Raw genomic sequence first — 24,982 nt, 5'->3', positions numbered from 1 at the left:
GTTTAGACTCCAAGATTCTGGCGCGGATTAAACGCGAGTTCATGCGCCATGGTTTGGTAAAATTTTCGTGCTTTTTCTGTCGCAGCGGATGGTAGCACGACCTCCAGCACTAAATATAAATCACCGGGCGTGGCCGCTGGAATACCGCGGCCTTTTAAACGCAGTTTGCGGCCGGATTGGGAATTTTCCGGTACCCGCACGTCGACCAGGCCATCGGGTACCGGTATCTTGACTGTGGCGCCCAGCGCAGCTTCCCACGGAGCAACAGGTAATGCGGCATAAATATCTTTGCTCTCGATCCGATAGCGGGGGTGCGGTTTGAAATGAACTTCCAGAAACAAATCTCCGGAGGCTTCTCCAGCATGACCGAGGCCACCTTGTCCGGCGAGCCGGATCACTTGTCCGGCATGTACTCCCTTGGGAATGCGCACATTTAACGTATGATCCACGAGTATGGTGCGTCCCTGATGGTCCAGTTTGGGCATGCGCAGTGTCAGACTGCGTGTTGTGCCGCCATAGCTGTCTTCCAGATCGAGCATAATTTTTGCGTGATGATCTTCACCACGCATCCGATGAGTGCGCCGGGCATCAGCTCCCATTTGATTTCTAAATAATTGCGAAAAGAAGTCGCTGAAATCCGCTGTCTGTGCATCGCTAAATCCTTGTCCTGTGAATTCAAAACCCGCATCCCAGCCGGGGGGCGGCTGAAAATCACTGCCAGCCTGAAATCCCTGTTGTTCTAATTGATCATAAGCAGCCCGTTTCTCCGGATCGGATAACACCGTATAAGCTTCATTGATTTCTTTCATTTTCTGCTCGGCATTTATCTCTTTGGAAACATCCGGGTGATATTTGCGCGCCAGTCGGCGAAATGCTTTCTTGATTTCATCAGCCGTCGCATCGCGCGCAATGTCAAGCGTTTTATAATAATCCTTAAATTCCAAGTTAATTCTCCTGGCTCAGTGCGTTAGTACATCATGAATATTATGGCCGCTTTGAGCTAAATAAAAAAGTTTTGATTGCGAAAAAATTTATCCCATTGAGTTTACTCGGCAATACGTATGGCACGATTTAAGATCCATCTAATCAATATATTGGTTCTTCTAGCCTAAAGTCTATCTGTTAATTTGCCACAGCAGTAAAGATTGCCGATGGCAGGATGATTAATTACATTACTGTGGTGAAGAAACGGTTGGGTTGATGGTTGTGCTCGCTTCAATAGTCATAATTTTGAAGTGCAGCAACCTGGAGAATTAAGCTGGGACATACTGCCTAAATATAAGACTGGTGAGGATTCATCGATAGCGCACACCATGCTTAACCTCATGCTTGGTTTCGCTACACGCACAAGTGGAAGATCTATTGCGGATTGTCAAACAATCATTCGGTTATGCAAAGCTAGTCATCATGGAACATTCAAAAATGCGCGACAGTTTTGTTGGCTGTTTGTTTTGGTTAATTTCTATTAATCAGATTTTTTAAGATTATGTGCAAAATTTGAATGTCATAAGTTAATAAATAGACAGTAGCTTCAACCTCAGAATCTAGATGCTATTCATGAGGTTGAGCATGGATAGCAATTTTATTTTTTCAGAGCGTCGCATTGATCAAGGAATGCTTGCCGCGCAGCTTCATCGTCCTTCAAATCCGCAAGCGAGGATTCCAACCCCTTCCCGGCGCAATTTACCGCATTCGCTTCGGGTACTCCGCCGCAACCGATCAGAGAAAAACAAAGGACAATCATGCAAGCGACGCTATATTTTTTAAAATTCATCTAAAATCTTCCTCTATAAAATATTTATTAGGGTTTGTGGGTGATACTCGATCTCTCAATCGTTTGACGTCGGTTCGGACACATGAACCTAGCGGCGTATTTTACCTTAATCCATGCTTTTTGTATTTTTACTATATCTGATCCGAGCGGAGTGTACTAAGAATGTGCCGAATTTACTCATAAACTACGGACCCGTTCGTTGCACTCCGTGTATTCGGCTTACGGTTTAATGCGTTCAGCAATCTAAAAAGCCAAACCAAAATATGCTAATCTGGTTTCATATCTGTATACTTCGTAGTATTTTGAAAGATTTCTATCGACTATAAGCAGTATTACTTACTGGAGCCGGCCAATGAAGTTTTCAATTTACCGCTATGATCCCGATAAAGATGAGAAACCATACATGCAGGATTACGACGTTCAGTTGGCTGCGACGGATAAAATGCTATTGGATGCGTTGTTGCGAATCAAGTCGATTGATGATAGCTTGAGTTTACGCCGTTCCTGCCGTGAAGGGGTGTGCGGATCGGACGCGATGAATATCAACGGACGTAATGGATTGGCGTGCATAACGCCGCTTAAAAGTCTGAAAGATCCGGTTGAAATACGTCCGTTACCTGGATTGCCGGTGATTCGTGACTTAATCGTGGATATGACGCAATTTTTCCAGCAATACCATTCGATCAAGCCTTATTTGATCAATAATGATCCGCCGCCTGAAACGGAACGGTTGCAGTCACCGGAAGAAAGAGCTGCTCTGGATGGCGTCTATGAGTGCATTTTATGTGCTTGCTGTACTACAGCTTGTCCTTCCTTCTGGTGGAATCCGGATAAGTTTGTCGGACCGGCGGGATTATTGCAGGCCTATCGTTTTCTCGCTGATAGCCGTGATCAGGCAACCGCCGAGCGCTTAGATAATCTGGAAGATCCTTATCGGTTGTTTCGCTGTCATTCGATCATGAATTGTGTCGATGCGTGCCCTAAAGGCTTGAATCCAACCCAGGCAATCGGCAAAATCAAAGATATGATGGTTAAGAGAATGGTATGAAAGAATTTGAGCGTGCATGCTGGCGTTGTCGGCGTGGTATGCTTGAACTGGATATCGTGCTGCAACGGTTCATGGATCAAAATTACCGGCAGCTTGACGAAGCAGGATTGCTGCAATTTGAACGATTACTGGCATTGCCGGATAATGATTTGTGGGATCTGATCAGCGGAAAGCAAGTCAATTGTGACACGCAGTGGCAACCGGTATTGGAATTGCTGCAAAAGAACTAGATCCGGGTGTTCTCATCAACACCGTTGATCCGTTAACAATGCATACTGTTTAATGTTGCAATTTGTGGAGATGTAATATGGCACAAGAAGGCAAAGCGACTCTGAATTTGAATAATGGTAGCGATCCTATCGAGCTACCGGTTTTATCCGGGACCATGGGTCCGGATGTGATTGATATTCGTAAGTTACATGCACAAAGTGGCTTGTTTACTTATGATCCCGGTTTTTTGTCAACCGCCAGTAATAATTCCGCGATTACTTTTATTGATGGCGACAAAGGAATTTTGTTGTATCGCGGCTATCCGATTGAGCAATTGGCGCTGCATTGTGATTTTATCGATGTGTGTTATTTGCTGCTGCAGGGTGAATTGCCAACGCCCGGGCAAAAGTCGGAATTTGATGGTGAAATCAAAAGCCATTCGATGTTGCATGAGCAGTTGGTACGATTTTATAGCGGGTTTCGTCGCGATGCTCACCCTATGGCGGTGATGGTCGGAGTGGTCGGGGCTCTATCGGCATTTTATCATGACGCTTTGAATATTTCAGATCCGTTGCATCGCGAACAATCCGCATTGCGATTGATTGCAAAATTGCCGACGATTACTGCGATGGCTTATAAGTACAATATTGGACAACCATTTGTTTATCCGCAAAATAAATTGAACTATGCTGAGAATTTCTTGCACATGATGTTTTCTGTTCCGACGGAGAAATACGAAGCAAATCCGGTGATTGTGCGCGCATTGGATCGAATATTGATTTTGCATGCGGATCACGAACAGAACGCTTCCACTTCGACCGTGCGCTTGGCGGGGTCCAGCGGCGCTAACCCATTTGCTTGTGTTTCTGCCGGTATTTCCTGCCTATGGGGACCGGCGCATGGCGGAGCGAACGAAGCTTGCTTGCATATGCTGGAGGAAATCGGTGATGTTTCGCGCATTGACGAATTTATTCAACGCGCAAAAAACAAGGAGGATAACTATCGGCTGATGGGTTTTGGTCATCGCGTCTATAAAAACATGGATCCGCGGGCAAAGCTGATGCGCGAAACTTGCCATGAAGTTTTGAATGAATTGGGTTTACAGAATGATCGTTTGTTCAAACTTGCATTGCAACTCGAAAAAATTGCATTGGAAGACGATTATTTCATTTCTCGCAAGCTCTATCCTAACGTCGATTTTTATTCCGGCATTGTGCAACGCGCATTAGGTATTCCAACCAGTATGTTCACCGCGATTTTTGCGATGGCAAGAACAGTTGGCTGGGTAGCGCAATGGAGCGAGATGGTCTCTGATCCGGATTATAAAATCGGGCGCCCCCGTCAGCTCTATACCGGCGCAGCCATGCGGGATATCGCCAGCTCGTTTTCTCAAAAATAGTCATCCTTGATAAAAGCTGCCATTTTATGAACAAGTCGTTGATGGAAGAAACTCTTTTATCTGGAACTAACGCAAGTTTTATAGAAGCGGTTTATGAGGAATATCTGCATAACCCTAACTCTGTTGCATTGGTTTGGCGTGAATACTTCGATAAACTGGCCAGGCAGCCGGATCCTGTTGCTGCTAAATCTTCAGTGAACAGGGTTGCCATTGTTCCGGTCACAAAATCTTCCGGCTTGGAAATTCAAGCCGCGCTCCCGGAAGTGATGCCGATTGATTCTAATGACAGTAAACAAGTGGCCGTACTGCAACTGATCAACATGTATCGAAGTCTCGGATTGAATCAAGCCAATCTTGATCCTCTCGGACTCAAACAACAATTGACCATCCCCGAATTAAATCCGGCGCATTTCGGATTTGCCGATGCGGATATGGATAAAGTATTTAATACCGGTTCATTAGTCGGGCCTGATCATGCTTCGTTACGTGAAATTTTGCAAATCCTGCGCAAGACCTACTGCGGCTCGATTGGCGCCGAATATATGTATATTTCTTCAGTCGAACAGAAACGCTGGATACAGGCTCGACTGGAAGGACAGCGATCCAATCCGGATTTTTCCATTGAGGCCAAGCATCATATTCTTGAACGACTCACAGCAGCAGAGGGACTGGAGAATTATCTGCATACCCGCTATGTTGGACAGAAACGTTTTTCGGGAGAAGGTAATGAGAGCCTGATTCCACTGTTGGATAGCTTGATTCATCGTGCAGGGAAAGCGGGTATTCAGCAAATTGTAATGGGAATGGCGCATCGTGCACGGCTCAATGTGTTGGTAAATACTCTGGGGAAAATGCCAGCCGATTTGTTTCGCGAATTTGAAGAAAAACAACCGCAGTACTTGCCATCAGGCGATGTGAAATATCACCAGGGTTTTTCATCCGCCATTAAAACATCTGAAGGTATTGTGCGTTTGGCATTGGCTTTTAATCCTTCGCATCTGGAAATTGTTAATCCGGTTGTCGAGGGTTCGGTGCGTGCCCGTCAGCATCTGTTAAACGATAAACTGGGGGATCGCGTATTGCCTGTATTGATTCACGGCGATGCGGCGTTTGCAGGACAGGGCGTAGTGATGGAAACGTTGAATTTGTCTCAGACACGGGGCTATGGTACTGGCGGGACGGTGCACATTATCATTAATAATCAGATCGGATTTACCACTTCAGATCCGCGTGATAGCCGTTCCACGTTGTACTGCACCGATGTCGTCAAAATGATTGAGGCGCCAATTTTTCATGTCAATGGCGATGATCCGGAAGCGGTTGTCATGGTGACTGAGTTGGCGTTTGATTTCCGTATGCGCTTTCATAAGGATGTTGTGATCGATATGGTGTGTTTTCGTCGCCTGGGTCACAATGAGCAGGATGAGCCGATGGTGACGCAACCCAAAATGTACCGGATCATTAACCAGCACACCGGCACTCGCAAGTGCTACGCCGATAAGCTGATTGCCGAGGGCATAATCCAATCGGAAGATGCGGATAATCTTATTAAATCTTATCGTGATGCTATGGATGAAGGTGTCAATCCTAACAAGGCTGTTTGTTATGATTATAAATCTCCATATTCCATCAACTGGGAGCCTTTTTTAAAACCATTTAAATGGAATAAGCGGATTAGGGCTGGCGTTGCAATACAAACGCTGAAACAACTTGCCATAAGGTTGACGGATGTTCCTGAGGGGTTCAAGCTGCATTCGCGCGTGGAAAAGATCATCGCTGATCGGAGTTTGATGGGTAAGGGTGAGTTGCCTCTGGATTGGGGAATGGCGGAGAATCTGGCTTACGCCACCCTGCTGAAGGAAGGTTATCCGGTAAGGTTGTCCGGCCAGGATTCTGGTCGTGGCACATTCTTTCACCGTCATGCTGTATTACATGATCAGGTAGCAGCGGATCAGAACGAACGTATTTATGTGCCATTACGTCATCTTTATCCAGAGCAACCGGATTTTGTCGTGATTGATTCGATGCTATCGGAGGAGGCGGTACTGGGGTTTGAATATGGTTATGCAACGACGCAGCCCAATGAATTGATAATCTGGGAGGCGCAGTTTGGCGATTTCGCCAATGGTGCGCAAGTAGTAATCGATCAGTTTATTGCCTCGGGTGAAGCTAAGTGGGGGCGCGTATGTGGTTTGGTGATGATGTTGCCGCACGGTTATGAAGGACAAGGGCCTGAGCATTCTTCCGCTCGGTTGGAGCGTTTTTTGCAGTTATGCGCGGACTACAATATTCAGGTTTGCATACCTTCAACACCGGCACAAATGTATCATTTGCTTCGCCGGCAAATGATCAGACCGATACGCAAACCGTTGATCATCATGAGTCCCAAGAGCATGTTGCGCCATAAAGGATCGGTGTCGAGTCTGGATGAACTGGCGCATGGATATTTTTACCCGGTTATTTCCGAAACCGACAGCCTGGATCCGAGAACTATCAGGCGGATTATTGTTTGTAGTGGGAAAATATACTATGAATTATTGGCTTACCGTAAGGAACAACGCATCAAGGACATGGCGATTATTCGATTGGAACAATTATATCCATTCCCGCATGAAGAATTTCAAGCTGAGATCGATCGCTTTCGCAAGGCCAAAGAGGTCATTTGGTGCCAGGAAGAGCCAGGCAACCAGGGAGCATGGCATCGCATTCAACATTATCTTCTGCGCCATATGCGGTCCGATCAAGAGTTGGGTTATGCGCTGCGTGCTTCTGCAGCGTCGCCGGCCGTTGGTTATATGGCAAGGCATAAATTTACGCAGAATGAATTAATTGTGGCAGCATTCAGGGATAAAATATAGAAAGAGGGCACCATGTTAGTTGAAGTCAAAGTACCCGTATTATCTGAATCTGTAGCTGATGCTACACTGATTTCCTGGCATAAAAGAACAGGAGACCATGTCAATCGATCGGAAAATTTGATCGATATAGAAACCGACAAGGTCGTGTTGGAATTACCTGCTCCCAGTGCAGGCGTATTGACCAAAGTGCTGAAAAATGATGGTGCTACCGTTACCAGTGGTGAAGTGATTGCCATGATTGAGACCGAAGCTACTGGGGTTACCGACGTTCAACCGCTTCAATCGGATAGTCAACCGGCTGCCGCTACTGAAAAAAAAGCATCAATTGCTACCGAGAAAAATACAGAAAATTCTGATGTTGATGATAGCAATCAAGCAATACCCATGTTGATGCCAGCTGCGCGAAAATTAGCCGAGGAAAACAATTTGAAAGCCACGGAAACTTCTGCAATTAAAGGCAGTGGTTTGGGGGGACGTATAATCAAGGAGGATGTGCAAGCCTATATGGAGCGCAAATCCAACGCCTCCCTGGAAATTGAATCCAAACCTGAGACTATCGTTACTTCCAAGGCAGGGATGCGTACTGAGCGCAGAGTCGCCATGTCACGGCTGCGGCAACGCATTGCAGAGCGTTTAATAGAATCACAATCTACCGCAGCGATTTTGACCACCTTCAATGAAGTTAACATGCAGGCGATCATAGACTTGCGTACACGCTATAGAGCTGAATTTGAGAAGGAATATGGCGTAAAACTGGGTTTTATGTCGTTCTTCATAAAAGCGGTTATTGCTGCGCTTAAGAAATACCCTGTTATCAACGCCTCGGTTGAGGGCAATGAAATTATCTATCACGATTTTTACGATATCGGCATCGCTGTTGGCAGTCCACGGGGGCTGGTGGTGCCGATCATCCGCGATGCAGATCGTTTGACACTGGCGGAAATTGAGTTGCAGATTGCTGATTTTGCCCAGCGTGCCCAGAATGGTAAATTGACCATTGAAGAACTTAGTGGTGGCACTTTTTCAATTACTAATGGTGGTGTGTTTGGCTCCATGCTATCGACGCCTATCATTAATCCGCCGCAAAGCGCCATTCTTGGTATTCATGCCACCAAGGAAAGACCGGTGGTAGAGAATGGACAAATTGTGATCCGTCCAATGAATTACCTTGCGTTGTCCTATGATCATCGAATTATCGACGGTCGGGAAGCGGTATTATCGTTGGTAGCAATGAAAGAGGCGTTGGAATATCCGATGAGCCCATTACTGGAAAAAATAAACTGATTATTGTAATGGATTAATCGCGATACAGCGTTCACCGATCCAGCGGCCTGACGTTTCAGCTGATGCGTGCACCAGATTGCCACCGATAGTGCTGTCGAATTCGGTATTTCCCGTAAAATTTTCCGGACTGGTAAAGCTACCTTGAGCAAAGCCGTTTCCCTGAAAATGCTGATTGAAGCATGCCAGATCGAGCTGATAGCGATTTCCTGTGCGGGTAGCATTTTGCACTGTGCAGCCGGAGCGATCTTCATAAAAATAAGTGGGGATTTCTTGCTTTGCCATTTCCTCGGTAATACAAATTTTTGACTTAGCTGAGCCATTTTCGATTTCAGGTAATTTAAGCCCATAGCGGCGAGCAAGGGTGCTCAGTTGCTGCATTTGTTCTGATGGAATATGCGGCACTAACGCTAAAAGTTCGGAACGAGTGGTAACTTCCCATAGGCCTGGGCGAATGTGCTCATGTGCAAAACTAGGCGCTATGAAGATAAGTGTTAACAAACTTGCAATAAGAGTTATTCGCATGAAATGTCCGCAGTGTGTTTCTTGATATTAAAGTCTAACAAAAGTTTCGTTAAATCGCGCCGATAAATAGCGGGTTTGGCAATGAAAATTGATTTCGGGTTTTTATAACCTCCCAGAGTGAAACAGGAAATCTTAATTTCTTGGCGCGTGGCAGCATATAAGTTGTGATCATATCTTTATAATAATTGATTATTTATATTCACACTATCATCTGCTGTATATTTCAAACTTTCCTTTGAGGTGTAGAACATATGGAATGGCAAGGCTGGTTTACGTTAGGGTTATGTATTGCGGTTCTGGCAACACTCATTTCTACTCGAATTGGTCCTCATTTGATCATGATCGGAGCATTGACGCTATTGAGCGCACTTGGAATTCTAAGCAGCTCCGATGCATTGAGTGGCTTTAGTAATTCTGGTCTGATTACGGTTGCAGGCATGTTTGTGGTAGCGGCCGGCATGCATGCCTCCGGCGCGATTGATCTGCTTGTCAATACGTTATTGGGTAGACCTGCGACTCCGCGTGCAGCGCTAAATCGCATGTTTTGGCCGGTTGCATTTTTGAGCAGCTTTCTTAACAATACGCCAGTGGTAGCTACGATGATTCCGGCAATTTATAGTTGGTCGAGGAAGATCGGAATTTCACCTTCCAAGCTTATGATTCCACTGAGTTATGCGGCAATTTTGGGCGGTACGGTGACGCTGATCGGAACTAGCACCAATCTGATTGTCAATGGACAATATCAGACATTGACCGGTGAGCCTGGATTTTCTTTGTTTTCGATCACTGCAGTTGGAATACCAGTAGCGATAGCTGGTTTTTTATTTATGTGGTTATTTTTCCCTAAGCTGTTGCCGGATCGCACTCAAGGTCAAGCTTTTTCCAATCTGCGGGAATTTACACTGGAAGTTTCTATCGCACCTGATGGCCCTTTGGTTGGAAAAACGATCGAACAAGCCGGACTAAGGCATTTGCAACGCGTGTATTTGATTGAAATTGAGCGCAACGGAATAGTATTGACCGTTGTAACCGCCGATGAAGTGCTTCAAGGTGGGGATCGTCTGGTATTTGCCGGCGATACCGACGCAATTTCTGATTTGTTGCGTATTAAGGGAATTGTGCCATCAGCCGAGGAAGGGCAAGCGCAAACATTTGCCGAACGGCATCCTGAGCGGCGCCTGGTGGAAGCAGTGGTATCACCCCATTGTACTGCGGTGGGATATGCCATCCGCGATGCACGATTCCGTGCTCGCTATGGTGCAGCTGTTCTGGCTGTGGCACGACATGGCGAGCGTATCAAGGGTAATCTCGGCAGCATTATTTTGCAAGCAGGGGATACATTACTGCTGGAAGCCAGACCGGCCTTTGTCACCCGGCAACGCTACAATAAGGATTTTTTGCTGATTAATGACCTGAATACGGAAGCACCGCGTCATGAAAGGGCTTATGTTGCCTGGATGATTTTATTGGGCGTGATTACAGCCGCCAGCTTTGAGGTAATCACTATGCTCAATGCTGCATTGATTGGTGCCGGATTGATGATTATTACCGGCTGTTGTACTGCCAATCAAGCGGAAAGAAGTCTGGATTTAAAGGTCATCATCACGATTGCGGCATCATTTTCGCTGGGCATGGCGCTGGAAAAAACCGGAGTTGCCAAATACCTTGCCGAAAACATCGTTGATCTGAGTGGAGGCACGCCGTGGCTGTTGCTGATTCTGACGTATATAACCATTTCATTGTTAACTGAAGTTATTACTAATAATGCCGCAGCGCTTTTAATGTTGCCGATTGTGTTGGAGATTACAGAAAAAGCCGATTTGAATAATGTTCCTTTTGTATTTGCCATCATGATGGCGGCCTCCGCCAGCTTTGCGACACCTCTAGGATATCAAACCAATATGATGGTGTATGGGCCTGGCGAATATCGTTTCATTGATTTTCTCCAAGCGGGTATTCCAATGAATATCATTGCAGGTGTGGTCACTATCACGGTTTTATTGATTGGATGGCCGTTGACTAAATGATTGGGATGAATCAATTAAAGAATGAAATAAAGCATATATTCTTTTTATTTTCATTGATTCTGATGAATGATTATCTTCTATCATAGTTGCAACTGATTAAGTCACCGGAGAAAACTGTACATGTCATTAAAAAAATCAATTAATGAGTTTGGAGATTATCTAGGTGATAAAGAATCATTGTTGGAAAAGAATTACCCAAGAATTGCAGAAATAATCCAATTACACTGGGGATATAAAGAGATTTATCAATATATCAATAAATTGCTTGTGGTTGATAAGGATAGAAATCGGCAGGGATTCCCAGCGCAGGTATTGCAGGAAATCTATAAATTACAAGAGATACATGAGAAGCTATTTCCTGACTTAAACGTATTACCAAATGGTTGATTGCAATATTGCTCCTTAAGTTGTAAATGAAAATTCAATTTTTTATTTACCTTTCTATTGTGAAGTATGCTGATTTTCAGGGAGTCCAAAGTTTCATAAAATGAAGATATGAAATGGAGGATGGAGATGGAATTACCCCCGCACCCAATATAGTCAGGAATTTAGGGAGCAATCAGTTAAGTTTTTTAAAGAAAGTGGATTGACTCTGGTTGAAGCAGGGAAACGGCTGTTATTACCCACGAAAGGAACATTATAGAATTGGATTTATGCTGATAAACAAGGTGAACTCGCAACGGATAGGTAATCATCAGAAGCTGCTGATCGAACTTGAACAGGGCTATCCAGAGTCAAACGGGAGTTAGTGGAAGTCAAGATGGAGCGTGATTTTATAAAAAATGTGCTGGACGTATTTCGCGAAGCTTAGTTGTTACATTTGGCGGTGAAAGAGGGTTTGATTGAATCGGTGCTACAAATATATTCGGTTACGACTTATGCGTCGAGTACTGGTTGTTTCTGAGATTGGCTTTCATGTCAGGAGAGTACGTTTACCTAGTGAGAAAATGCCAGGTTGGAAATTGAAATACTAGCTGCACACCGACGTAAACGAGAAATCTACAGCGCAAAGCGCTTGCTAGAGGATCACGGTGTACAGACCACGCTATACCATGTTCGGACATTGCGCAAGAAGCTGGGCTTGCGTTGTAAGCAAAGGCTAAAATTCAAGGTAACGCACCGATTCTAGACACAATTTGCCAGTCGCACCTAATATTTTGAACCGGGAATTTGCTGTTGGTGAAGTATGGGTCAGTGCCATCCCGTATATTCCTACGGACGAAGGTGGATTGTATTTGGCTGGAATAAAACAGCTGTTTAATGATGAACTGGTGTGGGCTATGCCATGAATGAGAGAATGATAAAGAGCCTTCCGTGAGTCGTAAAGGAGATTGCTATGAAATGCTTCGATGAAAAGCGTCTGAATGCTTAAAAACGAATTGGTACACCATCGGAGATTCAAAGTACGACAACAAGCCATCCAGGAGATTGGCGAATATATCGAAATCTTTTATAACCGTCAGAGAAAGCAAGAAAGATTGAACTATTTGTCACCGGCAAATTTTACAAAGCGATACTATGCAAATCTACTCGCTGCTTAAACCGTTGAGTCTCATCTTTTAATGAATGGTTGGTCCGCCTTCTCGAAATATTGCATCAACAGCCAGCGCATCTAAGCGATATTCACGATTGCAGATATCGTCGCTAACAATGACTTCGCCAAATTCTTTCAAAATTGAATCAACTTCTTTTCGCCCTAATGATCGAAGCATGGAATAAATCTTGGCCGGATCTTCCTGACAACCGGATTGAACGGATTGAGCATCGAAAATGCGAATGGTTTCTTTATAAAATAAACGTGTCAAGATTTCTTCTGCGGTTAGATCGAATAATTTATGATCCTGGATTGTAGCCGCTAGTGCCTCGCTACGGACCCATCCATCGGGATCTTGTAAGTCAGCATTGGGCAGTTTTTGTAGCAATAAACCAAAAATGGCATTGTGAGCAGTGACCAGAAATAAACGCGATGGCAATTGATCGGATTGCTTGAAGTAATGTTCAAAAATTTCAGTAATCGTTTTGCCATCAAGTGGTACGATGCTTTGATATGATTCCCGCATTGATGGCATATCGAGTGTAAGGATTAAGTGGCCAGGGCCAAGTAAATCGGGAACTGATTGTACTTTGATGGTTTGTTCGCATTTCGCCATGCCACGCAGATGCAGGCTCTCAGTACAATCCATTAGCAGCAAGGAGATAGGGCCGCTGCCAGTTAGTTGAATGATCAGGCGCCCGGTTTGTTTGAGGTTCTCGCCCAGTAGCAAGGTAATTGCGCTCATTTCACCTAACAATTGTGTGACAGGCTGAGGATAGCTGCGTCCGAATAACATTTCCTGCCAGACGGAATCGAGATGTACGATAGCGCCGCGTATATCCAAATCTTCCAGTAGGAAACGTTGTACATAATTGCTCATTATTAAATCTCTAATTGTAATAATTGATTGATACTACGAGCGAGTATTTTGCAATGTCATCCAGGTGTGATCGAATGCAATAGCGCTAGCGCCAGATTATAATTGCCGTGAATAAATAGAGCTTACTCAAAAAGTATAAATATTTGATTATATTGAGTAATGGTATATTTTTGGTAAAATAGTGCACGTAAATATGTGAATTAACACCAAAAGGCGTGCACTATGATTCGTTATGTCAGTCAAAAGCAACTGCCCCTCGAAGGATTTGATACACCGCCAGGCATGATACTTGATCCCACTAATCGCTGGGTAAAACTGAGAGATTGCATACCGTGGGATGAGTTGTCCGAGAGCTACTATAAGACGTTATGTTCAAATCTGGGCCGCCCAGCCAAAGATGCCAGAATTGTGATTGGAGCGGTGATTATTAAACATAAATTATCGGTCTCAGATGAAGAGACTGTTGAACAGATTCGAGAAAATCCGTACCTGCAATATTTTATTGGTCTGAAAGGTTTTCAAGCGCAGGCACCCTTTGCGTCATCATTACTGGTTGAGATACGCAAGCGCATGGGTCAGACAGTATTTGATGAGTTTCATGAGGCGATCATCGAAACGGTTGAACCTCGACGGACAAAGAAGTCATTCAAAGCAAGTGATGATGACAACGACGGCAATGATGTGTCAAATAGCGGTGATACGGGCAGCAATGACGCGGGTACCGCAATGGAGGCAGACCAATCTTTGGCCGATGAGCTTCCGCGCAATCACGGCAAATTAATACTGGATGCGACCGTTGCAGAACAGGCCATACGCTATCCGACAGATCTTGGACTGCTGAACGAAGCGCGTGAATTAAGTGAGCGTATCATTGATGAACTGCATGCCAAAAGTAACCGGGCACAGAAAAAGAAGCCGCGCACTTATCGCGAGATTGCCAGAAAAGCCTACCTCAGCCTGGTCAAGTTAAGACGGCCATCCAGCAGAAAACGCCGTGCCGGTATCAGGCAGCAATTGCAGTTCCTGCAGCGGAATTTAAAGCATATTGAAGAAATGCTGACGGAATATCCACATGGCACGCCCATACCAATACCCAATGGGTTGTTACGCCGCTACTGGGTATTGCCCCATCTATACCAACAACAATATGAGATGTACAAAACCAACACCAGACGTTGTGATGATCGCATCGTCAGTATCAGTCAGCCGTATATTCGACCCATTATCAGGGGAAAGCCCGGCAAGACAGTGGAATTTGGTGCCAAAATAAGCGTGAGCTTGACAGGCAAAGGGTTGGCACATGTCGACAAGCTGCACTGGGACGCACAGCACGAAGGTCATGATCTTGAAGCGCAAGTTGAGGCCTACAAAAAACGTTACGGCTATTATCCCGAAGTCGTCATTGCTGACACGCTATATGGTTCACGTGATAATCGCAGCTATCTGGCACGCAATCATATCCGCTTCGCAGGCAAACCACTGGGACGCCCACCAAAGATCACGCCTGAAAACAAAGATGAATTGCTGCGCCTGAAAGCACAACGTCGACCGGAATATCGCGAGCGCATTCCGATTGAAGGGAAGTTTGGCCAAGGAAAGTATGGATATCGACTCAACAATATCCGAGCCAAGCGGGCTGACACCTCTGTCGCATGGATCAATAGCATCTTCCTGGTCATGAATCTGCTCATCTTGGTGCGGGTTTTTATTTGCCTGAGGAATCTTGCTGCCAAAATAGCATCCTGGGTGACAAAAAAAGCATGCCAAGAGAAATTCCGTTTGCGCGTGCCTGCCAATTCAGCTCAAACCGGAATTCTTACTTGGCAGCGCATATCTGATCGCTATATTTCTGAGTAAGCTCTAAATAGCTGACGGGCTTGGTGAGGTCAATCACTTCACTAAAGTACGCCGTAATAAAGACCTCTGCACAACCGCAAGAATTTTGCTGTAGCGACAGAGAAAATTTTCCAAGTGACACTTGTTGCACGTCACTTTAATAGAAAGTGGAGTTTTTTCCTTTTTTTAGGTGAATTTTTCCCCCTTATGTAATATTTGGACGGATCGCTCCCCTTAATGGTTGGTCTACGAAGATTTTGTTGGCTGCTTTCTTTAGATTCATGCAGATACTTTTCAGTATGACTTGGGCGTTGACTTTCGTCGTACCGAAGTAGCTGGCGCGTTCCATTCTGAATAAGCGTTTGATTGTGCCGAAACACTGTTCGACAATATAGCGTTTTTTACTGATCAATTGATTCGCCAGCTTCTGGCGTGACGAGAGGGGTTTATTCTTGTACGCGCGATGCATGATTGCGCTCTTGATCTTTTGCTTTCTTAGAAATTGCCGATTGGCATTGCTGGCGGATCCCTTGTCGGCATACACCCGATTCGCCTCGATATGCGCACCATCGATAGCGGCTTCGAAATGCATCATTTCGCTCTGGTTGGCAGGGGCGGTGTGAACCCCGCGCACATAGCCGTCTTGTGCGTCCACCACCAGGTAACTGCGGTAGCCAAACTGCGACTTCTTGCCTTGTCAGAGCCAGGTCGCATCCGGATCCGCGCTTTGTTCTTCGATACAGTTGATTCCAGGTTGACTGCCATCTTCAAACTGAACAACCTTACCTTCTTCGGCATCCACCTCCAGTGTGATGGTCTTTTTAGGGCGTGCCGCTGACTCAATCAGCGTGGCATCAATGACCGCTCCTGTCGCACCCTTGATCATCAATCCGTGGGATTGAAGCTGTTCATTAATAGAGGCCAGCAGATCATCTAGCCGATCGTTGGTTATTAGCCGGTTACGGAACCGGCACAAAGTGGTTTCGTCCGGGATCGCATCCGACAAGGACAGTCCGCAAAATTGCATAAAATCAATGCGTACACACAGTGCTTGCTCCAACGCAGCGTCCGATAAACTATGCCACTGACCTAGCAGGATCGCTTTGAACATCAACAACCCATCAAACGGCTCTTGGCCTCCACCATGCGATAACTCGCGCTTGTACAAACCCGTAAGTTTCGGACGTAATTCCTCCCACTCAATTAGGCCTTCAATCTTCACCAGAACATTTTCTCGCTTCAATCGCTCTGCTAATTCCAGTGTTCCAAAACTCATCTGCATCTTTTGCTCCAACTGTCTTTTAACCCCCTCTATTTTAGTTGGTTATTGCACTGCCAGGCGAGGTTGTGCAGGAATCTTTAATATCGTATTGTAAAAACGCCCGATTGAAACTTAATATTTCTTTGCGGCTATTTCAATCTGAATTGTCAATCATTCAATTGATGTTGCGTGAAATAAAGCTGCATAAGGAAAGTTTTATTTCGAATTGCGATTGAATTGCGATTGTTGATTAAAGTTAATAATAATAGAGAAATGGAGAGAAATTCAAATTATTTTTTCTGTAATTCGGTAACCCTTAGCTAGAGGCAAATCTCTCATAGGGAGTTGTGTCAGGTTGACATCGGAAGGCACGTCACGCTATCACGTGGGCAACAGTGCAATGAAACATACGTTATACCCGACCTGTGTGGTAATGAGTGGGACGTCGAACACAGATTCCCGAAACCCAAGCTATCTCGACGAAGAATGGGTCAATTTAGCATATTGAATAAGAAAAAGAACAATCTAAGTCAAATTAATTACTTTTACCATCATTCACATGATCAGTTGAAGGCTAACTTACATGCTATTGCGATGACTTGCAACGTTGCCAGATGGCTGAAACGCTCAAAAATTTTGCCTTGGGAATGCATTTGTAAAATATGGACAAAAGAGCCAGAACGATTTAACGTTGATCTTTTCAGCATATCGGAGGTAATCTAGTAAATTTTGTTGATTCGATATTAATAGATTATGGGGTTCTTACATTAAGTTAATGACTTATAGCTATCAAATTATTTGTCGGAATATTGGATATTGTTTGAGAATTTAAATTTGTAAGGTTATGACTGAAATAGGATCTCAATTGAAATGGATTAAATTGACCTGCTTATATGAAATTTCTCGTGATATGTTAGCAATTCATTGTGTTGATGAATTGTGTCAGAAATTGATAGAGCATATAAAATCGATATGGTATCCATCAGATCAAATTTTTCCCTTCATCAATATTGATGATAAAAGTTATACGGAAGGTAGAATTCCGCACGGGTTAGAGCATAGGTTTTCTATTTCGATAATCACGAATGGCAAAATTCGCGGGCAGATAGGAGTCCATTGTATGGATCAGTCTACGGTATCTTTGATGGAAAAAGAGGATCCAATTTTTCTACAGAACATAGCCGTTGATCTTGGTTCATGGTTGGAACGGAATCAGTATTTGGATAAAAAAGTACTGCTGGATACGGCTAGAGTGATTGAAAGCGTATTTGATAAGCATGCGATCATAGCAATTACGGATAATTTGGGAATAATAAATTATGCCAATGAAAGATTTTGCATTGTCTCAAAATATTCACTTGAAGAATTAATCGGTCAAGATCATCGAATTATTAATTCTGGTCATCATTCCAAAGACTTTTTCCTTAACTTATGGAGCACAATTTCGAAAGGCGAAACATGGAAGGGAGAAATTAAGAATCGCGCTAAGGATGGAACTTATTATTGGGTCGCTACAACAATTGTGCCTTTTCTTGATGATGCCGGATTGCCGTACCAATACGCTTCAATATTGAATGAAGTGACAGAATACAAGCAACTGGAACAAAAAATGGAGAAACAAGTTACGGAATTGGCGCGATCAAATGATGAGTTAGAACAATTTGCATATGTTGTTACTCATGATCTGCAAGAGCCACTTAGGGCTATTAGTAGCTTCGTTCAATTGCTCAAGAAATACTGTTACACACAATTGGATCAGCGTGCGAATAATTTGATTTCGCATGCAGTTGCCGGTACTGAGCGTATGCAGCAGCTTATCGACGATTTGTTGACTTATGCGCAGGCGAATGCAAATCAAGCTTTCGTAGAAATAGATTGTGAACAACTGTTAAATAATGTGGAAGCGGATTTATTTGTTACCATTAGCGAATGTAGCGCAATCATCACGCATGATCATCTTCCCGTTGTTAAAGGAATTCATTTTCAATTTATTCAGCTGTTTACTAATCTAATCAATAATGCGCTTAAATTTCAAAGAGATCAACCACCAAAAATACATGTTGGAGTGGAAGAAAAGCGAGATGAATGGGTTTTTTTGATATCGGATAATGGAATCGGGATTGAGAAACAATACCTAAAGCGGATTTTCCGAGTATTCCAGCGGTTACATAGTCGTAGTGACTATGCGGGTACTGGGATTGGTCTAGCAATATGTAAAAAAGTGGTGGAACATCATGGAGGAAGGATATGGGTTAATTCAGAATTCAATGTGGGCTCATCATTTTATTTCACAATACCAAAAATAGAATAAATACAATGCATCATAAAAATAGTATTGAATCCAATATCATTCTGATGATTGACGATAATCCTACTGATGTTTTGTTGATTAAAGAAGCTTTTGCTTTATGTGATGAGAATTGTGAGGTATATGTGGCTGAGGATGGTGTGTATGCATTAGAGTTTTTAAAACAGCAAGGGCAATATCATCATGTCCCTCGCCCAAATATTATCTTGCTGGATTTGAATATGCCGAGAAAAAGCGGATTAGAAGTGCTGAAAGAACTTAAAGATGATGTTGATTTGAGAAGCATACCTGTCATCATTTATACTTCCTCTACAACTAAAGAAGATGTCAGATCCGCATACCGGAGTTATGCGAATGGTTATATCAAAAAATCGGCTGATTTTGATGGCTGTATAAAAATAGCCAAAGCGATCCAATATTACTGGTTCTCTACCTCTATATTCTATGAGCTTTGATGTGCAATGATCATACCTACGATTCATATCTTACTAATTGAAGATAATGAAGCTGATGCAATACTGGTAGAGAGTGATTTGCAGCAGGCAATGGGTGAACAGATGACGGTCACTCATGTAGAACGATTAAGTTCTGCCATAGAATTAATTCACAAAAAATCTTTTGATTTGATTTTGTCAGATCTCACTTTGCCCGATAGCGACGGAATTACAACGATAAAACAATTACGGGAACATGCGATAAGCACACCTATTGCTGTTTTATCTTTTAGAGATGATGAGAAGCTTGCGATCAAAGCGATAAAAGCCGGTGCCCAAGACTATCTCGTGAAGGGCAGTCTTACTGAAGGTGTGCTTGCACGGGTGATTCGCTATTCAATTGAAAGACAGCGTATCGAGGAAAGTAACAGGAGGGCGCAGAAAAGATTTCAAACCATTTTTGAGAAATCCCCTTTGGGCATTGCGTTGGTTAATTTGCATACCGGAAGATACTATGATGTGAATCCGAAATATGCATCTATTGTAGGTAGGCGCGTTGATGAGCTTATCGATATCAGTCATGCGGATATTATTCATCCAGATGATTTGCAGTCTTATCATGATGATATTGAGAGCTTCTTAAATAGCGGACGGGTTGATTGCAAAATAGAAAAAAGAATTCTGCATCAGGATATTTCAGTTTTCTGGATTAAAATTTCTATTGTGCGGTTTGAAGCAATTGCGAGCAATGAAATATGTTATTTATGTATGATCGAAGACATTACTGAGCGTAAACAGATGATTGAGAATTTACATCAATTGGCTGCCCATTTACAAGACATACGAGAAGAAGAAAGAACCAGGATTGGTCGTGAAATACATGATGTTCTCGGTGGGACTTTAACCGTTCTAAAAATGGATCTGGATTGGCTTTCAAAAAAAATAACCGCAGAGCCCATGCATGAACGAATCAAATTATTATACCAATTAACGGGTGAAGCTATAGAAACCGCACGTCGAGTTTCAGTAAATTTGCGTCCCAATGTACTGGATAATTTAGGACTATTGGGCGCAATTGAGTGGCTCGTGCGCGAATTGGAGCAACGAACAAAAATTGATTGCACACTGGAATCAACAATATCGAATTTATCTTGTCATAACAAAAGCTACGAAACGGCTATTTTTAGAATTATTCAGGAAGTATTTATCAACATTACCCGGCATTCGAATGCAACTGAAGTTGATGTAGAACTTGTTGAGGACGAAGATGATTTTGTTATTACGATTAAGGATAATGGTGTTGGCATTACAAAATTGCAAATATTAAATCCTCAGTCGTTTGGAATTATCAGCATGAATGAAAGAACGCAACAATTTGGTGGTGAGTTTGAAATATCGGGTATAGCGTCACAAGGTAGTGTCGTAATGCTTAGAATACCGCTAGCTTTAGTAACATGTGCTGAGGAAGCAATTGATGGTTAAGGTGCTGATTGCAGATGATCACGCATTGTTTCGTGATGGGCTTAAACGGATTTTCAGTGAAACGGATGATATTGAAGTTATTGCAGAAGCGATTGATGGGAAAGATACTATCAAAAAGGCGAAGGAGTACGATTGGGATATTGCTTTATTGGATATTAACCTTCCTGATATGAATGGATTGGAGGTTTTAAAACGAATTTCATCCGCAAATTTACCGTCATATGTATTGGTTCTAAGCATGTATCCCGAGGAGGAATATGCGATCCGAGCGATTCGTTCCGGAGCATCTGGATATATGACAAAAGATAGCCCGACCGATCAACTTATTAATGTAGTTCGTCGTCTTGCTAATGGTGGTAAATATGTTAATCCCGAGCTGGCAGAAAAACTTTTGTTTACTCCGATCATAAATTCAGAGAAATTGATACATACCACATTCTCAGATCGGGAATTTCATGTTTTTAAACTTATCGTTTCCGGAGAATCTTTAACCTCTATTGCCAATAAACTGTCTCTCAGTGTCAAAACAGTTAGTACTTATCGTTCACGTATTCTGGAAAAGATGCGTATGAAAAATAATGCACAACTGATTCGATACGCAATTCAGCACAGACTAATTGAGTAGAAATAGTATAAATTTAGGTAATTATATACTTATTAGACCCAACGCAGCATTAAAGTACTCTTTTTGAATTACCCTATTTATTTGATCTTTTTCTGGCTGCTCTTAATAGCTTTTTGTATTCTCTTGCCAACCTTTACAATATCCTCTGCTGGCGGTAAATCTTCCGGCATTGTTCCGCCAATATCTTTAATTGCCTGTCTTACTTTTTTACCTACTTCATGGTGCGCATTATTGGCATTCTCTTTGCCTTTGATATTTTCACGTCTCAGCTTCTCTTCGGTCTGAGTAGCCCTGAATAAGTTAGCTGCTAACTCTGTGCTTCCCATGTGATCTAATATTGTATCTTTAGACTTCAATCCTTTTTTACGCGCAATTCCTAATCTATCCAATCCACCATATAACCCTCTGTAGCCGAATGTTTGAAATATGGCGAAATCAATAGGCTCAACAACTCCACCTCCTTTAGCAGCGCTGGCAAGTCGCTTGTTATGCTCCTTGATTTCATCCCTAAGCAAGAATCTTTTCTTATCTTCAGATAGCGGAATGTAATTTGCTTCATCATCATCTCTGATTTCTTGTCGTCTAGTCTGAATAGCAAAGTAAGTTTGAGCAAATGAAATAGGCTTTTTCCTTGGATCTCCATTCTGAGCTATCAAGTAACAGGCATATCTTGTTAACTTAATATCATCTACTTTTTTCTCAGCTCCCGAACCTATTGCTACCATTTTAATGACGTCATTAAAATGGTCTAGCACACTGTTTCCGCTAGATTCGCATGCGCTTTTAGCTTTCTCAATAACATTGGAAAAATTTTGCCAAGAACTTTCATACCCTAATAAAACTTGTAGATCTCTCGCGTACCAGAATTCAACATCATCTTCATCAATATGTGAAGAATCTTCAAATTTCTCAATTAATTGCTCTATTGCGCCATCACTAATGTTCTCTTTATTTATCTCAGATAATTCTTTTGGGTCTGTGTGGGCTAATCTACTCAGCGCATCATCAAAAGCCATACCAGCAAGTTTGTCTGTATCGATTTTCTTTTCACTCATGCTATAAGCTCCTTGTATGTGATGCGTCCATTAGTGCGTGCCAAAAGATTATTAACTCTTTCACCTTCGCCTTGCTTACGAGTGTTGTAGCGGAAACTAAATTCAGTTAAGTATCTGTCTAAGTGCTTTGGGCTAATATGATGTTGTATACCTAGAATGCCGCGCTTAAAGAGTGACCACGCACCTTCTATTGTATTTGTATGAATACTTCCAGACACATACTCACAAAAGCTATGATTAACAGAATTATGAGTATATGCCCTTGGTAACTGTCTATATGCTCTGGCTTCGTCAGTCATTATTTTTGTGTCTGATAATACGTTGGTAACAATGACAGGCATGATTGAAAATGATGCACCGTTCTTAACTTTTACTGCGCGAAGTTCTCCGCCCCTTTCAAGCATCCCTAAAACAGCAGCCTTGGTTTTGGTGGAGCGACCCTGGGTACCTTTAGAACGTTTGTTATTATGCTTATTTCTTTCTTTTCCCCCTATATAAGTCTCATCAATTTCAACAATCTTTCCTTGACCACCTAATGATGGGGTATTGAATGATTTTGTCTGGCTTGCGTGACGCAAGCGATGAAGCATAAACCAAGCTGTTTTCTGTGTAACATCTATGTCTTTAGCTAATTGAATGCTAGAAATACCCTTCTTATGGGATGTGGCAAGATAAACAGCCATAAACCATTTCTGCAAAGGGATTTTTGAATCTTCAAATATGGTGCCAACTCTTATACTAAATTTCTTTCTGCATTGTGCGCACTTGTGAGTTCTGTTATCAGCGAAATGATAAATCTTTTCGCTGCCACAATGAGGGCATTGCTTTTTTTCTGTCCATTTAATAGCTGTAAAATGGTCGATACAGCTTTGCTCGTCTGGAAATGTTTTTAACATTTCGATCAAGCTATTAAATTGTTTAATCATGATAACCCTCCAAATATGAAATTATTATATCATATTATCTGGGTCTAACAAGTATATAATTACCTAAATTTAATCTCTTCCGGGTTTGATTGCTTGCTCCTTCTGATGCAGTTGGCGTGTTTTATTGTAAGAATACATTAAGTTGTGTTTTCGGGGATGTGATCTGCTCAGGATCAGTTTTGTGTTTTGCAATCATGATGGTTATCATATCGAGGTATTTGTTTCTATACGGAGGCAGACTGATAGTTGCACCGATACACACATTAAAGGATAATTACGACTTTTTGGTTTCCCTTTGGGATTGAATAATTTAAGGATATTGGTAATGAAAGCAGATATTCATCCAGACTACCATGAAATAACTGTAACTTGCAGTTGTGGTAATGTTTTTAACACGCGCTCGACTATGAATAAACCTTTAACTATTGAAGTATGTTCACTTTGTCATCCATTTTATACGGGTAAACAGAAAATTGTTGATACTGCTGGTAGAGTTGAGAAATTCCGCCAAAAATACAATAAACAGTGATCTAAATAACTGTTAATGCTTTACGTTAATAAGCTCGCAACTTCAGCTATACTGGCTGAAGAGATTATAATGTTTGGTTTCGGTATAAATTATCATCAATAATGAACGGCGAGCCAGATAGTTTCATTTTCTGGTTCTGACCACGAGACTCTGTGCTTACTATGAGCGGGGATATTGATGAAATCTCCTTCTTTAAGTTGCACAGAAGTCTGATTCTCAAAAGTAAGTATGGCTTCTCCTTTGAGAACTATCACCCATTCATTCTTTTTCTGATCATACCAAGAAGACGATTGTTGACCTTTTGAAATAATTCTTTCTATTGTTACCGTATCATCGTTGATTAAAAGCTCAAAAATTTCACACTTCAAATTTTTAGGAATTTTTGAGAAAATATTTTGTGATTTCATTTTTGTTTGATCAATAAAAAAATGGTTCAAAAAATCGCAATGGTTTGTAGTGCAGTTACCACATAGTAACAGGTGCTGAAATTACGAGCCGATCTAAACATTCCTAGTACTTGTTTTCTTTAAAGGTTTCTTTCAAATTTCCGAAAAAATACTGCTTGCGTTTTCTTTAGCTCATCTGCTGTTCTGGTCATGTATTCTAAATATAAAGAACAAAATAAGGTGTAATAGTTAGAATGTTTATTAATTTAACATTTCTTAAAAGTCTCAGAATAGAGGTATGCACTAACTCATGATGAAATTTGATGTAAGATGCTGTTAGTTAGCCTAGATTAATCTTTGTAGATTCAAATTTACCTTCCTTGCGGTGAAGGATTAAAAGATAAAAAGCACAAATTAATATCCTTGTACTTAGGAGCAGATAGATTAGTTAAATTTTTTGCTTTTCTTTAAATTTATTAATATATATATGATCAATAATAAATATTGATACATTCTGTAAGGGTGTGATTTGGATATTAAAGTTTTAAATTGAATTGTCGTAGGTTGGCTTGAAATAACTTTTTGTCTTTCGAATGTTACAAGT

The 24,982-nt window shown here is 42.3% G+C and carries 21 protein-coding genes and 2 pseudogenes; 14 read left to right on the top strand and 9 right to left on the bottom strand.

The window, feature by feature from the left end; translation table 11 throughout:
* Positions 1-2 precede the first annotated feature (2 nt).
* Both ATY38_RS14335 and trbK read right to left on the bottom strand, forming a co-directional pair.
* The gene (locus ATY38_RS14335; RefSeq protein WP_062559886.1) at positions 3-944 is read right to left on the bottom strand and encodes a DnaJ C-terminal domain-containing protein; all 942 of its coding nucleotides are present in this window, start codon (positions 942-944) and stop codon (positions 3-5) included.
* Positions 945-1,582: 638 nt separating this feature from the next.
* A complete protein-coding gene (gene trbK, locus ATY38_RS14330) occupies positions 1,583-1,774 on the bottom strand; it encodes an entry exclusion lipoprotein TrbK (protein WP_062559885.1) in 192 nt (63 codons plus the stop codon).
* A gap of 352 nt (positions 1,775-2,126) precedes the next feature.
* On the opposite strand from trbK, the gene ATY38_RS14325 reads away from it, so the two are divergent.
* The 5 genes from ATY38_RS14325 to odhB all read left to right on the top strand — a co-directional run bounded on the left by ATY38_RS14325 (position 2,127) and on the right by odhB (position 8,573).
* The gene (locus ATY38_RS14325) at positions 2,127-2,822 is read left to right on the top strand and encodes a succinate dehydrogenase iron-sulfur subunit (protein WP_062559884.1); all 696 of its coding nucleotides are present in this window, start codon (positions 2,127-2,129) and stop codon (positions 2,820-2,822) included.
* The gene (locus ATY38_RS14320; protein WP_062559883.1) at positions 2,819-3,052 is read left to right on the top strand and encodes an FAD assembly factor SdhE; all 234 of its coding nucleotides are present in this window, start codon (positions 2,819-2,821) and stop codon (positions 3,050-3,052) included. Before ATY38_RS14325 ends, ATY38_RS14320 begins: the two co-directional genes overlap by 4 nt.
* 77 nt (positions 3,053-3,129) lie before the next feature.
* Positions 3,130-4,431 carry a citrate synthase gene (gltA, locus tag ATY38_RS14315; protein WP_062559882.1) on the top strand — a complete coding sequence of 434 codons (1,302 nt, stop codon included), beginning with the start codon at positions 3,130-3,132 and terminating at the stop codon, positions 4,429-4,431.
* Between the two features lie 26 nt (positions 4,432-4,457).
* Positions 4,458-7,289 (top strand): 2-oxoglutarate dehydrogenase E1 component, encoded by a 2,832-nt coding sequence (locus ATY38_RS14310; protein WP_062559881.1) that lies wholly within the window; start codon positions 4,458-4,460, stop codon positions 7,287-7,289.
* A gap of 12 nt (positions 7,290-7,301) precedes the next feature.
* Complete coding sequence (gene odhB, locus ATY38_RS14305) at positions 7,302-8,573, top strand: 2-oxoglutarate dehydrogenase complex dihydrolipoyllysine-residue succinyltransferase (protein ID WP_062559880.1); 1,272 nt, start codon at positions 7,302-7,304, stop codon at positions 8,571-8,573.
* Here odhB and ATY38_RS14300 read toward each other — a convergent pair whose 3' ends face one another.
* The gene (locus ATY38_RS14300) at positions 8,574-9,095 is read right to left on the bottom strand and encodes a DUF3617 domain-containing protein (protein WP_062559879.1); all 522 of its coding nucleotides are present in this window, start codon (positions 9,093-9,095) and stop codon (positions 8,574-8,576) included. It abuts the gene before it with no gap.
* Positions 9,096-9,346: 251 nt separating this feature from the next.
* On the opposite strand from ATY38_RS14300, the gene ATY38_RS14295 reads away from it, so the two are divergent.
* From ATY38_RS14295 to ATY38_RS15645, 3 genes and pseudogenes are all read left to right on the top strand, one after another.
* Positions 9,347-11,122, top strand: coding sequence for an SLC13 family permease (locus ATY38_RS14295; RefSeq protein WP_062559878.1), 1,776 nt, complete (start codon positions 9,347-9,349; stop codon positions 11,120-11,122).
* A gap of 120 nt (positions 11,123-11,242) precedes the next feature.
* Positions 11,243-11,509: a hypothetical protein gene (locus ATY38_RS14290; protein WP_062559877.1), complete on the top strand. Its 267-nt coding sequence runs from the start codon at positions 11,243-11,245 to the stop codon at positions 11,507-11,509.
* Positions 11,510-11,645: 136 nt separating this feature from the next.
* Positions 11,646-12,663, top strand: a pseudogene (locus ATY38_RS15645) (IS3 family transposase); the annotation flags it as partial.
* Between the two features lie 18 nt (positions 12,664-12,681).
* Here the strand turns inward: ATY38_RS15645 and hslO are convergent.
* Positions 12,682-13,536, bottom strand: coding sequence for an Hsp33 family molecular chaperone HslO (hslO, locus tag ATY38_RS14275; RefSeq protein ID WP_082633055.1), 855 nt, complete (start codon positions 13,534-13,536; stop codon positions 12,682-12,684).
* A gap of 222 nt (positions 13,537-13,758) precedes the next feature.
* Here hslO and ATY38_RS14270 point away from each other — a divergent pair, with 222 nt between their 5' ends.
* The gene (locus ATY38_RS14270) at positions 13,759-15,393 is read left to right on the top strand and encodes an IS5 family transposase (RefSeq protein ID WP_235590317.1); all 1,635 of its coding nucleotides are present in this window, start codon (positions 13,759-13,761) and stop codon (positions 15,391-15,393) included.
* A gap of 184 nt (positions 15,394-15,577) precedes the next feature.
* Here the strand turns inward: ATY38_RS14270 and ATY38_RS16720 are convergent.
* Positions 15,578-16,054: pseudogene (locus ATY38_RS16720) on the bottom strand (transposase); the annotation flags it as partial.
* A gap of 15 nt (positions 16,055-16,069) precedes the next feature.
* Positions 16,070-16,654, bottom strand: coding sequence for an IS5/IS1182 family transposase (locus ATY38_RS16715; RefSeq protein ID WP_062559875.1), 585 nt, complete (start codon positions 16,652-16,654; stop codon positions 16,070-16,072).
* A gap of 844 nt (positions 16,655-17,498) precedes the next feature.
* Here ATY38_RS16715 and ATY38_RS14255 point away from each other — a divergent pair.
* Genes ATY38_RS14255 through ATY38_RS14240 form a run of 4 tightly spaced genes read left to right on the top strand, consistent with a single transcriptional unit; the run spans position 17,499 to position 21,482 of the window.
* A complete protein-coding gene (locus tag ATY38_RS14255) occupies positions 17,499-18,944 on the top strand; it encodes a sensor histidine kinase (protein ID WP_235590316.1) in 1,446 nt (481 codons plus the stop codon).
* Positions 18,945-18,949: 5 nt separating this feature from the next.
* Positions 18,950-19,396 carry a response regulator gene (locus tag ATY38_RS14250; protein ID WP_062559873.1) on the top strand — a complete coding sequence of 149 codons (447 nt, stop codon included), beginning with the start codon at positions 18,950-18,952 and terminating at the stop codon, positions 19,394-19,396.
* A gap of 6 nt (positions 19,397-19,402) precedes the next feature.
* Positions 19,403-20,857 (top strand): hybrid sensor histidine kinase/response regulator, encoded by a 1,455-nt coding sequence (locus ATY38_RS14245; protein ID WP_062559872.1) that lies wholly within the window; start codon positions 19,403-19,405, stop codon positions 20,855-20,857.
* Complete coding sequence (locus tag ATY38_RS14240) at positions 20,850-21,482, top strand: response regulator transcription factor (RefSeq protein ID WP_074702110.1); 633 nt, start codon at positions 20,850-20,852, stop codon at positions 21,480-21,482. The genes ATY38_RS14245 and ATY38_RS14240 overlap by 8 nt, the downstream gene beginning before the upstream one ends.
* Before the next feature lie 77 nt (positions 21,483-21,559).
* Here ATY38_RS14240 and dinD read toward each other — a convergent pair whose 3' ends face one another.
* Both dinD and ATY38_RS14230 read right to left on the bottom strand, forming a co-directional pair.
* The gene (dinD, locus tag ATY38_RS14235; RefSeq protein ID WP_201011901.1) at positions 21,560-22,537 is read right to left on the bottom strand and encodes a DNA damage-inducible protein D; all 978 of its coding nucleotides are present in this window, start codon (positions 22,535-22,537) and stop codon (positions 21,560-21,562) included.
* Positions 22,534-23,463: an IS1595 family transposase gene (locus ATY38_RS14230; protein ID WP_062559870.1), complete on the bottom strand. Its 930-nt coding sequence runs from the start codon at positions 23,461-23,463 to the stop codon at positions 22,534-22,536. Before ATY38_RS14230 ends, dinD begins: the two co-directional genes overlap by 4 nt.
* A gap of 325 nt (positions 23,464-23,788) precedes the next feature.
* Between ATY38_RS14230 and rpmE the strand changes: the two genes are divergently transcribed.
* The gene (rpmE, locus tag ATY38_RS15635) at positions 23,789-23,992 is read left to right on the top strand and encodes a 50S ribosomal protein L31 (RefSeq protein ID WP_074702111.1); all 204 of its coding nucleotides are present in this window, start codon (positions 23,789-23,791) and stop codon (positions 23,990-23,992) included.
* A 95-nt stretch (positions 23,993-24,087) separates the two neighbouring features.
* Here the strand turns inward: rpmE and ATY38_RS14225 are convergent, their stop codons facing one another.
* Entirely contained in the window at positions 24,088-24,399 is a 312-nt protein-coding gene (locus ATY38_RS14225; protein WP_062559869.1) for a cupin domain-containing protein, read from the bottom strand.
* Positions 24,400-24,982: the final 583 nt, after the last annotated feature.

This window comes from Nitrosomonas ureae (assembly GCF_001455205.1).
In the GTDB taxonomy this organism is placed as follows: Bacteria; Pseudomonadota; Gammaproteobacteria; order Burkholderiales; family Nitrosomonadaceae; genus Nitrosomonas; species Nitrosomonas ureae.
Note: the sequence above shows the minus strand (reverse complement) of the source record. Positions and strands in the feature narration are given on the sequence as shown.